The following is a 14,943-nucleotide window of genomic DNA, read 5'->3' on the forward strand; positions in this document are numbered from 1 at the left end:
CAGGTGGGCGTCGAAAGCGCCTACCTGCGGACTTGAAAAAGCCCGCAATTGCCTTCATCTTGTGTTGCAAGCCTACCGGATTGGATCGATCGAATGACTGACACCCGTAACGGCGAGGACAGCGGCAAATTGCTTTATTGCTCCTTCTGCGGCAAAAGCCAGCACGAAGTGCGCAAACTGATTGCCGGGCCCTCGGTATTTATCTGCGACGAGTGCGTCGACCTGTGCAACGACATCATCCGTGAGGAGGTGCAGGAAGCCCAGGCCGAGAGCAGCGCGCACAAATTGCCTTCGCCGAAAGAAATCAGCGGCATCCTGGACCAGTACGTGATTGGTCAGGAGCGCGCGAAGAAGGTGCTGGCCGTAGCGGTGTACAACCACTACAAGCGCCTGAACCAGCGTGACAAGAAGGGTGACGAAGTCGAACTGGGCAAGAGCAACATCCTGCTCATCGGGCCGACCGGCTCGGGTAAGACCCTGCTCGCCGAAACCCTGGCACGCCTGTTGAACGTACCGTTCACCATTGCTGACGCCACCACCCTGACCGAAGCCGGTTATGTGGGTGAGGACGTCGAAAACATCATCCAGAAGCTGTTGCAGAAGTGCGACTACGACGTGGAAAAGGCCCAGATGGGCATTGTCTACATCGACGAAATCGACAAGATCTCGCGCAAGTCGGACAACCCGTCCATTACCCGTGATGTCTCGGGCGAGGGCGTGCAGCAGGCACTGCTGAAGCTGATCGAAGGCACCGTGGCCTCGGTCCCGCCGCAAGGCGGCCGCAAGCACCCGCAACAGGAATTCCTGCAGGTTGATACCCGCAACATCCTGTTCATCTGCGGTGGTGCGTTCTCGGGCCTGGAAAAGGTCATCCAGAACCGCTCCACCAAAGGCGGCATCGGTTTTGGTGCCGAAGTGCGCAGCAAGGAAGAGGGCAAGAAGGTTGGTGAGTCCCTGCGTGAGGTCGAGCCGGACGATCTGGTCAAGTTTGGCCTGATTCCGGAATTCGTCGGCCGCCTGCCGGTACTGGCTACCCTCGACGAGCTGGATGAGGCTGCGTTGATGCAGATCCTCACCGAGCCGAAGAATGCCCTGACCAAGCAGTATGCCAAGCTGTTCGAGATGGAAAGCGTCGACCTCGAGTTCCGCAGCGATGCGCTCAAGGCCGTTGCACGCAAGGCCCTGGAGCGCAAGACTGGCGCTCGTGGCCTGCGTTCGATCCTTGAAGGCGTGCTGCTCGATACCATGTATGAGATTCCTTCGAAAAAGGATGTCAGCAAGGTGGTTATCGACGAGAGCGTCATTGAGGGCACCTCGCAGCCGCTGATGATCTACGAAAACAGCGAACCGCAAGCCAAGGCCGCGCCAGACGCCTGATTCAGGCAATGGCCGGTTCTCGGTTGCAAGCAAGAGGGGGCCTACGGGCCCCTTTCTGCTTTTCCTGTGCAAGCGCTTGTAATTTCCCAAGCGTGCCCCCACATTAGGTCCAAGCATCATTTCCACCGGTTTCCGGCCATAAGGCCGCTGTAGAGGCGAAATCATGAAGACCACCCTCGACTTGCCTCTTTTGCCATTGCGCGATGTCGTTGTTTACCCGCACATGGTTATCCCGCTGTTCGTGGGGCGCGAAAAGTCCATCGAAGCCCTCGAGGCGGCGATGACGGGCGAAAAGCAGATCCTACTGCTGGCCCAGAAGAATCCAGCCGACGACGATCCGGGCGAGGACGCCCTGTACCGCGTCGGTACCGTTGCCACCGTGCTGCAACTGCTGAAGCTGCCTGATGGCACCGTCAAGGTGCTGGTCGAGGGCGAGCAGCGGGGTGCGGTCGAGCGCTTCTCCGAAGTTGAAGGGCACATCCGTGCCGAAGTCTCCCTGATCGACGAAACCGATACTGCCGAGCGCGAGTCGGAAGTGTTCGTGCGCACGCTGCTGTCGCAGTTCGAACAATACGTTCAACTGGGCAAGAAGGTGCCTGCCGAAGTGCTGTCTTCGCTGAACAGCATCGACGAGCCAGGGCGCCTGGTCGACACCATGGCCGCGCACATGGCCCTGAAGATCGAGCAGAAGCAGGAAATTCTTGAAATCGTCGACTTGACTACCCGTGTCGAGCACGTGCTGGCACTGCTGGATGCCGAAATCGACCTCCTGCAGGTCGAAAAGCGCATTCGCGGCCGGGTCAAGAAGCAGATGGAGCGCAGCCAGCGCGAGTACTACCTGAATGAGCAGATGAAGGCCATTCAGAAAGAACTTGGCGATGGTGATGAAGGCCACAATGAAGTCGAAGAGCTGAAAAAGCGCATCGAAGCCGCAGGTCTGCCTAAAGATGCCTTGACCAAGGCTCAGGCGGAGCTGAACAAGCTCAAGCAAATGTCTCCGATGTCGGCCGAAGCTACCGTGGTGCGCTCGTACCTCGACTGGTTGGTGCAGGTGCCGTGGAAGGCTCAGAGCAAGGTGCGTCTGGACCTGACCAAGGCCGAGGAAATCCTCGATGCCGACCACTATGGCCTGGAAGAGGTCAAGGAACGCATCCTCGAATACCTTGCCGTGCAGAAGCGCGTCAAGAAGATCCGCGGTCCGGTGCTGTGCCTGGTCGGGCCACCCGGTGTCGGCAAGACCTCGCTGGCCGAGTCGATCGCTGCCGCCACCAACCGCAAGTTCGTGCGCATGGCCCTGGGTGGCGTGCGTGACGAGGCCGAGATCCGTGGCCACCGCCGTACCTACATCGGCTCCATGCCGGGTCGCCTGATCCAGAAGATGACCAAGGTGGGCGTGCGCAACCCGTTGTTCCTGCTCGACGAGATCGACAAGATGGGCAGCGACATGCGCGGTGACCCCGCTTCGGCACTGCTGGAAGTGCTCGACCCTGAACAGAACCACAACTTCAACGACCACTACCTGGAGGTCGACTACGACCTCTCGGACGTGATGTTCCTGTGCACCTCGAACTCGATGAACATCCCGCCGGCGCTGCTGGACCGGATGGAAGTCATCCGCCTGCCTGGCTACACCGAGGACGAAAAGATCAACATCGCGGTCAAGTACCTGGTGCCCAAGCAGGTCAAGGCCAACGGCTTGAAGAAGGAAGAGCTGGAAGTCGACATCTCGGCGATTCGCGACATCATCCGCTACTACACCCGTGAAGCCGGTGTGCGGGGCCTGGAGCGGCAAATTGCCAAGGTCTGCCGCAAGGTGGTCAAGGAGCATACCGGGCAGAAGCAGGTCAAGGTCAAGGTGGCCAGCGAGCAGCTGGAGCACCTGCTGGGCGTGCGCAAGTTCCGCTATGGCCTGGCCGAGCAGCAGGATCAGATCGGCCAGGTAACCGGCCTAGCCTGGACCCAGGTGGGCGGCGAGTTGCTGACCATCGAGGCCGTGGTCATCCCCGGCAAGGGCCAGTTGATCAAGACCGGCTCGCTGGGCGATGTCATGGTCGAGTCGATTACCGCCGCGCAGACCGTGGTGCGCAGCCGCGCCCGCAGCCTGGGGATTGCCGCCGACTTCCACGAGAAGCATGACGTGCACATTCACATGCCTGAGGGCGCCACGCCGAAGGACGGCCCAAGTGCCGGTATCGGAATGTGCACCGCACTGGTGTCGGCGCTGACGCAGATTCCGGTACGTGCCGATGTGGCCATGACCGGCGAAATCACCTTGCGTGGCCAGGTATTGGCCATTGGCGGGCTGAAGGAGAAACTGCTGGCGGCACACCGTGGCGGGATCAAGACGGTGATCATTCCCGAGGAAAATGTTCGCGATCTCAAGGAGATTCCTGAAAATATCAAACAGGATCTTCAGATCAAACCGGTCAAATGGATTGACGAAGTCCTGCAAATTGCGCTGCAATACGCCCCGGAGCCCTTGCCAGATGTGGCTCCGGAGATTGTCGCGAAAGACGAGAAGCGCGACGGCGATGCTAAGGAAAGAATCAGCACGCATTAGTAGTTTTTGGCTGGGGGGCTTTCCTTGACAGTATTTTCGGCGCCTTGCTATAAAGCGGCACGTTATTGTCGCCATGCCTCCCAGCACACGTTTCATAAGCTTTTCATTACATACTTAGAAACAAACTCAATAGAGAAATAAGGGGACTTAGAGTGAACAAGTCGGAACTGATTGACGCTATCGCCGCATCTGCAGACATCCCGAAAGCTGTAGCCGGCCGTGCGCTGGACGCAGTCATCGAATCCGTCACCGGCGCCCTGAAGCAAGGTGACGATGTGGTACTGGTTGGCTTTGGTACCTTCTCGGTCAAGGAGCGCGCCGAGCGTACCGGCCGCAACCCGCAAACCGGCAAGGCAATCAAGATCGAAGCCGCCAAGGTTCCAGGTTTCAAGGCCGGCAAAGGCCTGAAAGACGCCGTCAACTAAGTCGTCTTTCAGCCGGACCCGGCCTGGCCTGGTCCGAGCACGGTGATGGCGGGGCGCAAACGTTCCCGCCTGACACGTTTGCTAAGAAAAGGCGCATCCTCGGATGCGCCTTTCTTTTATCAGGATTCTACCCACGCTCCGCGGTTGTCGACGCAGTGGTACAGCCGTTTCTGGGGGACGCATGCTGCAAAATATCAGGGACAATTCACAAGGTTGGATTGCCAAGACCATCATCGGCCTTATCGTCGTGTTGATGGCATTGACCGGTTTCGAAGCCATTTTCCAGGCCGCCACTCATAGCCAGGACGCCGCCAAGGTGAACGGCCAGACCATCAGCCAGAACGAACTGAGCCAGGCGGCCGACATGCAGCGCCGTCAACTGATGCAACAGTTGGGCAAGGATTTCGACCCGGCGCTGTTGGATGACAAGTTGCTGCGAGAGGAGGCACTCAAGGGGCTGATCAGCCGCAAGCTGCTGCTGCAAGGTGCTGAGGATGCCAAGTTCGCATTCTCCGAGGCCGCGCTGGATCAGGTGATCCTGCAGACCCCTGAGTTCCAGGTGGACGGCAAGTTCAGCGCTGAGCGTTTCGACCAGGTGATCCGCCAGATGGGCTACGGTCGCATGCAGTTCCGCGAGATGCTCGGCGAGGAAATGCTCATCGGCCAACTGCGCACCGGCCTGGCCGGCAGCAGCTTCGTCACCGATCAACAGGTCGATGCCTTCGCTCGCCTGGAGAAGCAGACCCGCGACTTCGCCTCCCTGACGTTCAAGGCCGACCCGGCCGCAGTCAAGGTCAGCGACGAAGAGGTCAAGGCGCACTACGACCAGCACGCCAAGGAGTTCATGTCGCCTGACCAGGTCGTGATCGACTACATCGAGCTGAAGAAGTCGGCTTTCTTCGATCAGGTCAAAGTGACTGACGAAGAGCTCAAGGCCCAGTACGAGAAGGAAATCGCCAACCTGGCCGAGCAGCGCCATGCCGCGCACATCCTCATCGAGGTCAACGACAAGGTCACCGACGCCCAGGCCAAGGCCCGCGCCGAAGAGATCGAGCAGCGTCTGGCCAAGGGTGAGGACTTTGCCGCTTTGGCCAAGGAGTTCTCTCAGGACCCAGGCTCCGCCAACACCGGTGGTGACCTCGGCTTTGCCGGCCCGGGTGTATACGACCCGGCCTTCGAAGAGGCGCTGTACAAGCTGCAGGATGGGCAGGTATCTGCACCGGTGCGCACCGAGTTTGGCTACCATCTGATCAAGCTGCTGGGCGTCCAGGCGCCAGAAGTACCGAGCTTCGCCAGCCTGAAGGACAAACTGACTCGCGATCTGAAGATGCCGCTGGTCGAGCAGCGTTATGTCGACGCCAGCAAGCAACTGCAGGATGCTGCCTACGAGGCTTCCGACCTGGCCCAGCCGGCTCAGGACCTGAACCTCAAGGTGCACACCTCTGCCGCCTTCGGCCGCGAGGGCGGTGAAGGCATTACCGCCAACCGTGCGGTGGTGCAGGCTGCGTTCTCTGAAGAAGTGCTGGATGAGGGTGCCAACAGCACCGCCATCGAGCTCGACCCTGAGACCACCGTGGTGCTGCGCGTCAAGGAACACCGAAAGCCAGAGCAACTGCCGCTGGACGCTGTGGCCAAGAACATCAGGGAGCACCTGGCCAAAGAGAAGGCGACTGCCGAACTCAAGGCCAAGGCAGACAAGCTGATTGCCGGCCTGCGTGACGGTTCCATCGCAGCAGGCAGCGTTCACGAAGGCCAAGGCTGGAAAGCCTATGAAGCAGTCACCCGTGGCGAGGACGGTATAGATCCGGCCGAACTGCAGGCACTGTTCCGTCTGGGCAAGCCGCAAGCCAAGGACAAGCCTGTGTATGGCAGTGTAGTGCTGCGTGACGGAAGCCTGGTGGTGTTGCAGCTCAAAGGTGTGAACGACGGCGCTACCGCCACCGACGAAGAGAAGCAGCAGATTCGCCGCTACCTCGCGTCCCGTGCTGGCCAGCAGGACTTTGCCGCTTACCGCAAGCAGCTGGAAGCCAATGCAGACATCACCCGTTACTAAGGTGTTCGTTGCATGAAGAAACAGGCCGCCTAGTGCGGCCTGTTTCGTTTTCGCCAGCCGCAAGCACGGTCATTGTCGAGCACCACACCGCCTTCAGGTGCGGCGCCAACCAGGTGCTACCGCTTCGCCCCTTCATAACTGTCCAGCGTATCGCGTGCAATCTCTCGCCCCAGGGCGATGAGTTCCGGCGCTTTGTAGAACTCGAAAAACCGGCACACCCGCTTGGGCACGTTGATCAGCACATCCGGTGGATAGCCGGCAATCTTGTACTGTGCCAACGAAGTCTGCATGACCTCGAAGCTCTGGTTGATCAAATCCAGCAGCGAGGCTGGCCCCACGTTGTCGATGATGAAAGAGCCGGTGGCCGACTTCGGCGCGCCCTCGCGCTCCGGGGCCGCTGCCGGTTGCTGGTTTTCCGGGTCGGCGCTGTCGGCAAGCCACGGGCTTGGCGGTGCCAACCCCTCGGCGACGATTTCCTTTTCGATGCGGATCAGCTCTTCCGCCGGTTTGCGCCGGAATGGCAAGCGTGAACCCAGCGAGCTCAACAAGGCGTCAAAGCGCATCTTGAATGCCGCAGGGCGCTCGATCACCGGCAACTGGTACTGCTTCTGGTTGGTGGCGTTGAGGTTGACCGCGATGATCAGGTCGCAATGGCTGGACACCACCGGCACGATTGGCAGCGGGTTGAGGATGCCACCGTCGACAAGCATGCGGTTGCCTTGCATCACTGGCGTGAACAGGCTGGGAATGGCCGCAGAGGCGCGCATGGCCTGATGCAGGCAACCCTCCTGGAACCAGATTTCCTGTTGGTTGGTAAGGTCGGCGGCCACTGCGGTGTAGGGTATGCGCAGTTGCTCGATGTTTATCTCGCCGACGATCTTGCGGATCTGCCCGAACACCTTGTCGCCGCGAATCGCACCGAGGCGAAAACTGACGTCGACCAGGCGCAGCACATCCAGGTAGTCGAGGCTTTCGATCCAGTTGCGATACTCGTCCAGCTTGCCGGCGGCATAGATACCGCCAATCACCGCGCCCATGGAACACCCTGCGACGCAGGCTATGTCGTAGCCGCGGCGCTCGATTTCTTCGATCACGCCGATGTGTGCATACCCTCGGGCGCCGCCCGATCCCAGTACCAGTGCCACACGTTTGCTCATGAACATTCCCCGGCCAGTGCCATCATGGTCCTACAATGCACCCATCGCTGCCTGTGCTTCAATGTAGACCGTGCTGAGCTACTGCAATAAAACTGGCCAGGCAAAGCCGGCTGGGCATGGCACTTTCCAGCTGTCGGAGCGTCGAACAGCCACCGTTTTTCCATAGAGGTATTACTGATGAAAGCCTGGATCTGCCTTCCACTGATTGCCTTGGCCCTAGCTGGCTGCGCGGGCAAGACGGCCTACCGTGACAGCTGCGCGACCCAGCTGGATGCCGCCTGGAAGGAGCTGGACCTGGCCAAGGCCGAAGGCTTTGCCGGTGCTGTAAGTTATTCCAAGGCCTTGTCACTGCTGACCGGGGCCAAGACCCAGCAGCAGTTCGAAGGCTACGAAAGCTGTACCCGCAAAGCTGAAAAGGCGCGATTCTACATTCGTGAATCTCGCGCCGGGCGCTGAACAGGGAGCATCGTATGTCTGCCATGCTCGACCATGTCGTTGGCCAGATATTGACCTTGCAGGTGCGCTTGCTGGCCTGTCGTGAACGCCTGGCTGCCAATACCGACAGCGAGGCCTTGCACGACTTGCGTACCACCTTGCGGCGCCTGCGCAGTCTGCTGAGGCCGCTGCGTGGGCTGCCTGGTGTGGAACAGCTGGAGGATGCTGCACGTTCGCTGGGGACCCTTACCACGCCGCTGCGTGATCGCGAGGTGCTGGCGGCCGAGCTGATCGGGCGCGGTCACACAGCAGCCGGACAGCGGCGGCTGGAGGGGCGTGACAGGACCTTCGCCAGTGTCGCTGCCAGCCCACAGCTGGCCAGGGTATTGGCGATTCTCGACGCCTTTCCATTGTTCCTGCGGGCGGCGGGCCGGGAGGGGCTGGTCAAGTCGCTAAGCAAACGTATCGACAAGCGCTTGGTCAAGCAGTGGCGCAAGTTGCACAAAGCGTTGCAGGACCCTGCTCACGATCGCCACCGCCTGCGTTTGCTGATCAAGCGTGCACGCTATGGCGATGAGGCCTACCCGCAACTCGATCACGCAGGGAAGAAACTGCAACGTCTGCTGAAAAAGGCACAGGGCGATCTGGGCGATTGGCACGACCGCCTGCAATGGCTGCTGCAAGCCCGCGATCATGCCGACCTGCTCCCCTGCAAGGCTGATTGGGAGCAGGAGTTGCATGAGGCGGAGCGCCAGTCGGATGTGACGCTGGACGCCTTGCAAGAGGCGCTGGCGCGGCGTTATCACGGAAAATGACCGATATGCGGGCTGAATGCCTGGCGTTTGCTGGCTAGGATGAGCGGACCTTTTTCTTTGCAGGCAGGAGCCGGCCAATGACTTTCAACCAACTGCTCGACGCCGTGCGGGCCAACCCGGATTCCGTCAGCATTCCGCCCAGCTGGGCCCAGGGGCGCGCTGCCTTTGGCGGGCTGATGGCGGCCATGGTCTATGAAACCATGCGCCTCAAGATCAGCGACAACCGCCCGGTACGCTCATTGGCCATCAGCTTCGTGGCACCCGCAGCGGCGGATGTGCCCATCCGCTTCGAGGTTGAGGTTTTGCGCGAAGGCAAGGCGGTTAGCACGTTGCTGGGCCGCGCTGTTCAGGATGGCCAGGTGGTGACTTTGGTGCAGGGCAATTTCGGTGCGGGCCGCCCTTCGGTGGTCGAAGTGCCGGCGTTGCCGGCCATCGAAATGCCTGCGCTCGATGAGGCGGCCCCGGAGTTGCCCTATATCAAAGGCGTTACCCCTGAGTTCATGCGGCACGTGGCCCTGCGCTGGGCAGTAGGTGGGCTGCCATTCAGTGGCAATCAGTCGCGCAAGATGGGCGGCTGGGTGCGCTTGCGGGATGTGGTGGAAGAACAGGTGAACGAGGCGCACCTGTTGGCGTTGGTCGATGCCTGGCCGCCCAGCCTCATGCCGTTTCTCAAGCAGCCCGCTGCGGGCAGTACGTTGACCTGGACCATCGAGTTCATCCAGCCAACGGCGAAGCTGTCGACCCTGGATTGGTGCCGGTACTGTGTGGAGACCGAGCATGCGCGGGATGGCTATGGGCATGCTGCTGCGGCGTTGTGGACGGCGCAGGGCGAGCTGTTGGCGTTGAGCCGGCAGACCGTCACCGTTTTCGCCTGACCCTTGCAAGGCTGCTCACAAGCAGCGCTCCGGCAGCTGGCTCAGTGCCGGTGCTTGTGCCGCTCCCGCCAGGCCCTCCACCAGGCCCCGCTCACCACAAAGCGCGGAAAGGTGATGAACTGCTCGGTCAGTAAGCGCTGCACGGCATCCTGGCGGTTGGCGAACGGTTCGGGCTGCTGGGCTTCAAGGCGGTGGCCTTGGCGCTGCAGGCCCAACGCTGCGATCAAGGCAATCACACCCACCGCGATCTGGCCGAGGTCGAAACCAAACAGACCGGACAGCACCAGCAGTGTCCCCAGAATGAACAACGGCACAGCGATCAGGTGCAACACCAGGTTGGCCGGGTGGCGGTGATTGTGGTGGTAGCCGCGCCATTGCCAGGCGGGAAGATTGGGCAGGCGTTTGCTCATGGGGATTTCCTCTCGGTCATGCCCAAAGCTTAGTGCGGCCCCCAAGCGGGGGCCAATCGAACCTGGCTATGGTGACTATAGCTTGAGCTGGCCAATGGCCTTGTTCAGTTTGCCGGCCAGGGTCGCCAGTTCGCTGCTGGTGGTCGCCGAGCCGACCGTCTGCTGCACGGTCCGCTCGGTGACATCGCGGATGCTGACCACCGCGCGGTTCATTTCCTCGGCTACCTGGCTTTGCTGCTCGGCCGCTACAGCGATCTGGGTATTGCTTTCGCGCATCTGCGCCACGGCACCGGTGATTTCAGCCAGCGCCTCACCGGCTTCCTGTGCCTGACGCACACAGTCGTCGGCCTTGTACGAGCTCTCCTGCATGAACTCCACCGCATCGCGGGTGCCCGACTGCAGGGCCGAAACCATGGTGGTGATCTCATCCGTGGAGGTTTGCACGCGTTTGGCCAGGTTGCGCACTTCATCGGCCACCACGGCAAAGCCACGGCCTAGGTCGCCGGCGCGCGCGGCTTCGATGGCAGCGTTAAGCGCCAGCAAGTTGGTCTGTTCGGCAATACTGTGGATCACACTGACTACACCGTTGATCTTCTGGCTGTCCTCGGCTAGTTGTCGAATCATCTCGGCAGTTTGTTGCACGCCGCTGGAAAGCCCGGAAATCGAATCCTGCACTCGGCTGACTACCGCTTGGCCGCTGCCGGCCAAGGTGTCGGCGGTTTGTGACAAATCGCGGGTGGCACCGGCGTGCTGGGCAATGTGGTGCACGGTCGCCGACATTTCGTTGATGGCAGTGGCGGCCTGGTCGGTTTCACTCTGCTGGCCGAGCATGCCATGGCGTACGTCGCTCATGCTGGCGGCCAGGCGTGCAGCGCCCGAGTCCAGCTGTGCTGCGCTGTGGGCGACGGTGCTGACCACGCGGTGATAGGTGGATTGCATGGCGTTGAAGGCCCCGGCCATCTGGCCGACCTCGTCGCCACTGGCTAGCGGTACGCGGGCCGACAGGTCGCCGGTTTTTTCCACGTGCAGCATCACGTCCTTGAGGGTGTTGAGTTGGCTGAGCAGGAAGCGGATCAGCAGTTGCGAGGCGCCGAGCATGGCCAGCATCAGGATCAGCACACACACCGCGTAATTGCTGAAGCGATCGAAGAAGACCTGGCGCAGGCTGGGCGACTGGGCCAGCACAGCCAACTGCTGGTCGCCATTGCGCAATACCTGTGCGCCACGCAGCGGGTTTTCACCGAGGATCCAGGCGCTCGGCAATGCTACCCAGCCTTGGGCGTTGCGCAGGGCATCGAGCGCCTCCCCGGCGTAGGTTGGCGTTTGCCCGGTTGACCAACTGATGACGTTGGCCGGGCGTGGCAGTGCTTGCCCGGCTGGCCAGGCGGCCAGCAACTGGGCTTGCGCGGCCGCCTGGGCCTGAGCCGCCTCGGCACGTGCGCGTTGCTCCAGGTGCACGGCGTACAGCACCAGCAGCAAGGTGGTGACAAAGGCCACTGCGTTGACGGCCCAGAATTTGTACTTCAGGGAAACATTGCTAAGCCAGGCACCCATGGGCAGGTCTTCTCTGAGTTGAGCGGAAACAATATTGGCAAGGTGCCATCATTGTGCCCACATCCACCTGGACATGTGTTGATGCATATCAACTGTGTTCACCCGCCCCGCAACAACACGCGAGACTCAGGGGAGCTGGAAAAAATCGCGCGCCGTTGCCGTGGTATGCGCCGCCGTGTGCTCGGCTGATTCACCGCGATGCAAGGCCACCTCGCGCAGTACCTCCGGCAAGAACGCCGGCTCGTTGCGCCCGCTCTTGGGCTTGGGCCGCAAGCTGCGCGGCAGCAGGTAGGGCGCGTCGCTTTCCAGCATAAGCCGGCCTTCAGGGATGTTGCCCACCAGCGGGTGCAGGTGAGTGCCGCGGCGTTCGTCGCAGATCCAGCCGGTAATGCCGATGTGCAGGTCCAGGTCCAGGTAGGCGAACAGCGCCTCGCGCTCACCGGTGAAGCAGTGCACCACCGCGCCGGTCAGGTGGTCGCGGTAGTCCTTGAGAATCGCCAGCAAGCGCTCGCTGGCATCGCGCTCGTGCAGGAACACCGGCAGGCGCAGCTGCGCAGCCAGTGTCAGCTGGGCTTCCAGGGCTTTTTCCTGCAGCGGGCGAGGGGAAAAGTCGCGGTTGAAATCCAGGCCGCATTCGCCTACCGCGCGTACGCGCGGTTCGCTCAGCAACAGTCGCAGCTGGCGCTCGCTGTCGGCATCCCAGGCCTTGGCATCATGAGGGTGCACGCCGGCCGTGGCGAACAGGTGCGCGCCGCTGGCATCCAGTTGTTGGCACAGCTCCAGCGCTTGTTCGCTGACCGCCAGGCTGGTGCCTGTCAGCAGCATTTGCGTAACGCCGGCCTCCAGTGCGCGCTCGACGATTGCGGCCTGTTGGTCGTGGAAACTGCTGTTGGTCAGGTTGACGCCGATATCGATCAGTTGCATGGTGCTATCTCGTGCCGCGGGGCGGCCAGCATAGCAAAAACCGCGTTTTTCTGAAAAAACCAAGAACTTCATGCTGTTGCCGTGGTCTTTTACCGTCGTTTATCACTTGGCGGTGCAACCCATGGATGCCGCTCACCGACCACGGACACGTTTTCGCATGCAGCGATGCTGGCTCATTTTTCTGCTGACGCTGGGGTTGGCCTTTGCCGGTCCCGCCCAGGCGCGCTCGCCGGGGCCGCAGCAAAACATACCGCCTGCCAAGGTGCGTGACCTGGCGCAGATTCGCACCAGCAAAGTACTGCGAGTGCTGGTCAACCAGAGCCGCAACAGTTCTGGTGAGGTGAAGGGTGAGCCAGTCGGCATCGAGTATTATCGCCTGCGTGCCCTGGAGCATTTCCTCAATGCTCGTACCGCCGACGACCAACAGATCCAGCTAAAGCTCATCCCGCGGGCCAAGGAACAGTTGCTGGGCGCCCTGGCCCGCGGCGAGGGTGACCTGGCCGCGCCGGGCGAGCTGCTTGACCCCACTACGGTGAGCGGTGTCCGCAGCAGTGCACCGATACTCGACCAGGTGCCGCTGATGCTGGTCGGGCGCAAAGGCGAGCGAAGTTTCAGCAAGGTCGAACAGCTGTCAGGGCGTACCGTGGCCCTGACCAGTGCCAGTGCCGCCGGGCCGCTGATCCAGCAGGTCAACCAGCAACTGGCACTGCGCAAGCGGCCGCCGATCAAAGTGGAGTGGGTCGATTCGACGCTGGCCGTGGAGGATGTGCTGGAGATGGTACAGGCAGGCATCTACCACCTGACCGTGGTCGAGCAGCCCATTGCCCGGCGTTGGGCCCGGGTTATGCCGCGCCTGCGCCTGGACAGCCGGGTGCGCCTGGGGGCGCCGCAAGCCATGCGCTGGTATGTAGGGGGGGAAGCGCCGCAATTGCTGGCCGCAGTCGATCACTTTCTGCAAGGTTACCGCGCGCCAGATAACCAGGATGCGGCGTTCGAGCGCATCTACCGCCGCCAGTACCGGGTACACAACCCGTTGGCCAGCAAGGATCGCCAGCGTCTGGCATCGGTGCGGGCGGTGTTGCAGAAGCATGGCCAGGCGCAACAGATCGACTGGCTCAACCTGGCTGCATTGGCCTTCAAGGAGTCGACGCTCAACCCGGCTGCACGCGGTACTGGCGGTGCCCATGGCCTGATGCAGATTACCCCTTCGGCGGCCCAGCGGGTGGGGGTGAGCAATACTGCGACGGTAGATGGCAATGTCCTGGCCAGTGCCCGTTACCTGGCGCTTATCCGGCGCAAGTTTTTTGCCAGTGCCAAGATCAACGAGCGTGAGCGCATGGCCTTCGTGCTGGCAGCCTACAACCTGGGCCCCGAGCGGGTTCAGGCCATGCGTGCAGAGGCTCGACGGCGGGGGCTCAACGGCAACCAGTGGTTTTTCCAGACCGAACGCATCGCCATGGAGCAAGTGGGGATGGGACCGGTCAACTTCGTCAACAGCATCAACAAGTACTACCTGGCGTTCAACCGCGAACGTGCGGCACTGGAGCGTGTAGCGAAGCGTTAAGTATCGATTTTGTCGATTGTTATGTTGGGTTTTTTGCGATTTTCATATCAATAGAATTGATTATGATGGCGCCTATACCCACACAACTGCTTCACTTCAAGGACGCTTCGACATGAACAACACTACCCTCAACGCTCTGTTCTCTACACGTGCTGGCGCTGGCTTGAGCGTTATCCGCATCCTGGTCGGCATCATCTTCATGGCTCATGGGGCGCAAAAACTCTTCGGCCTGTTCGGTGGCTACGGCCTGGAAGGCACCGGCCAATGGATGGAAAGCATCGGCCTGGCGCCGGGTTACCTGATGGCCCTATTGTCCGGTAGTGCCGAATTCTTCGGTGGCCTGGCCTTGGTGGTCGGCCTGCTGGCTCGCCCGGCGGCCCTGGCGCTGACGGTGACCTTGATAGTGGCGATCGTTTCGGTGCACATCGGCAACGGCCTGTTCATGTCCAACAACGGCTATGAGTTCGCCCTGGCGCTGTTGGCCGGCACCGTTGCAGTCATGATCGAAGGCGCTGGCCGCTTCTCGCTCGACCGCCTGATCGCCCGGTAATCAGCTGCACGCTGTGTGCTACGAGCCGCAGGCAAGCGCAGGCCAATACTCGGCTTGTTCTTGCTTGCGGCTTGTCGCTTGCAACTTGGGGCTCATCGCTCTAGCATACCGCCTGCGCCGATTTAAACAGCTACTTGCGGGGCGCAGGAAAGCCCCACCTCCGGGCCGTCCGAAATACCGCTAAAGCGCTGGTTCGGTGACGCCTCCCACCGCTGCCCAGCGGGATTCGCGAGGCGGAGAGAAG

Annotated in this window: 13 protein-coding genes; 9 read left to right on the plus strand and 4 right to left on the minus strand. The window is 61.3% G+C overall.

Going from position 1 to position 14,943, the window contains the following annotated elements; all coding sequences use genetic code 11:
* Nucleotides 1-93 precede the first annotated feature (93 nt).
* The 4 genes from clpX (at nt 94) to ACF8O8_RS20655 (ending at nt 6,415) form a co-directional block, all read left to right on the plus strand.
* Complete coding sequence (clpX, locus tag ACF8O8_RS20640) at nt 94-1,377, plus strand: ATP-dependent Clp protease ATP-binding subunit ClpX (protein ID WP_003250242.1); 1,284 nt, start codon at nt 94-96, stop codon at nt 1,375-1,377.
* Between the two features lie 163 nt (nt 1,378-1,540).
* Complete coding sequence (gene lon, locus ACF8O8_RS20645; RefSeq protein ID WP_004576798.1) at nt 1,541-3,937, plus strand: endopeptidase La; 2,397 nt, start codon at nt 1,541-1,543, stop codon at nt 3,935-3,937.
* A gap of 152 nt (nt 3,938-4,089) precedes the next feature.
* Nucleotides 4,090-4,362: a nucleoid-associated protein HU-beta gene (hupB, locus tag ACF8O8_RS20650; protein ID WP_003250246.1), complete on the plus strand. Its 273-nt coding sequence runs from the start codon at nt 4,090-4,092 to the stop codon at nt 4,360-4,362.
* Nucleotides 4,363-4,543: 181 nt separating this feature from the next.
* Nucleotides 4,544-6,415 (plus strand): SurA N-terminal domain-containing protein, encoded by a 1,872-nt coding sequence (locus ACF8O8_RS20655; RefSeq protein WP_392510354.1) that lies wholly within the window; start codon nt 4,544-4,546, stop codon nt 6,413-6,415.
* A 116-nt stretch (nt 6,416-6,531) separates the two neighbouring features.
* Here ACF8O8_RS20655 and ACF8O8_RS20660 read toward each other — a convergent pair whose 3' ends face one another.
* Nucleotides 6,532-7,572, minus strand: a complete 1,041-nt coding sequence (locus ACF8O8_RS20660) for a patatin-like phospholipase family protein (RefSeq protein WP_392510355.1) — start codon at nt 7,570-7,572, stop codon at nt 6,532-6,534.
* Nucleotides 7,573-7,749: 177 nt separating this feature from the next.
* Between ACF8O8_RS20660 and ACF8O8_RS20665 the strand changes: the two genes are divergently transcribed.
* From ACF8O8_RS20665 to ACF8O8_RS20675, 3 genes are all read left to right on the plus strand, one after another.
* Nucleotides 7,750-8,028, plus strand: coding sequence for a lipoprotein (locus tag ACF8O8_RS20665; protein WP_003250254.1), 279 nt, complete (start codon nt 7,750-7,752; stop codon nt 8,026-8,028).
* Nucleotides 8,029-8,042: 14 nt separating this feature from the next.
* Nucleotides 8,043-8,822 carry a CHAD domain-containing protein gene (locus ACF8O8_RS20670; RefSeq protein ID WP_392510356.1) on the plus strand — a complete coding sequence of 260 codons (780 nt, stop codon included), beginning with the start codon at nt 8,043-8,045 and terminating at the stop codon, nt 8,820-8,822.
* Between the two features lie 77 nt (nt 8,823-8,899).
* The gene (locus ACF8O8_RS20675; RefSeq protein ID WP_010953276.1) at nt 8,900-9,697 is read left to right on the plus strand and encodes an acyl-CoA thioesterase II; all 798 of its coding nucleotides are present in this window, start codon (nt 8,900-8,902) and stop codon (nt 9,695-9,697) included.
* A gap of 41 nt (nt 9,698-9,738) precedes the next feature.
* Here the strand turns inward: ACF8O8_RS20675 and ACF8O8_RS20680 are convergent, their stop codons facing one another.
* The 3 genes from ACF8O8_RS20680 to ACF8O8_RS20690 form a co-directional block, all read right to left on the minus strand.
* Complete coding sequence (locus tag ACF8O8_RS20680; RefSeq protein WP_010953277.1) at nt 9,739-10,107, minus strand: Mpo1-like protein; 369 nt, start codon at nt 10,105-10,107, stop codon at nt 9,739-9,741.
* A 75-nt stretch (nt 10,108-10,182) separates the two neighbouring features.
* Nucleotides 10,183-11,661 carry a methyl-accepting chemotaxis protein gene (locus ACF8O8_RS20685; RefSeq protein WP_392510357.1) on the minus strand — a complete coding sequence of 493 codons (1,479 nt, stop codon included), beginning with the start codon at nt 11,659-11,661 and terminating at the stop codon, nt 10,183-10,185.
* A 126-nt stretch (nt 11,662-11,787) separates the two neighbouring features.
* Nucleotides 11,788-12,585 (minus strand): TatD family hydrolase, encoded by a 798-nt coding sequence (locus ACF8O8_RS20690; RefSeq protein WP_064493427.1) that lies wholly within the window; start codon nt 12,583-12,585, stop codon nt 11,788-11,790.
* 157 nt (nt 12,586-12,742) lie between these two features.
* Here ACF8O8_RS20690 and ACF8O8_RS20695 point away from each other — a divergent pair, with 157 nt between their 5' ends.
* Together ACF8O8_RS20695 and ACF8O8_RS20700 are read left to right on the plus strand one after the other, a co-directional pair.
* Nucleotides 12,743-14,149 carry a transglycosylase SLT domain-containing protein gene (locus tag ACF8O8_RS20695; protein WP_010953280.1) on the plus strand — a complete coding sequence of 469 codons (1,407 nt, stop codon included), beginning with the start codon at nt 12,743-12,745 and terminating at the stop codon, nt 14,147-14,149.
* A 112-nt stretch (nt 14,150-14,261) separates the two neighbouring features.
* Nucleotides 14,262-14,699 (plus strand): DoxX family protein, encoded by a 438-nt coding sequence (locus tag ACF8O8_RS20700; RefSeq protein WP_010953281.1) that lies wholly within the window; start codon nt 14,262-14,264, stop codon nt 14,697-14,699.
* The last annotated feature ends 244 nt before the right edge of the window (nt 14,700-14,943 follow it).

The organism is Pseudomonas sp. TYF_14, assembly GCF_043105275.1.
Classification (GTDB): domain Bacteria; phylum Pseudomonadota; class Gammaproteobacteria; order Pseudomonadales; family Pseudomonadaceae; genus Aquipseudomonas; species Aquipseudomonas alloputida.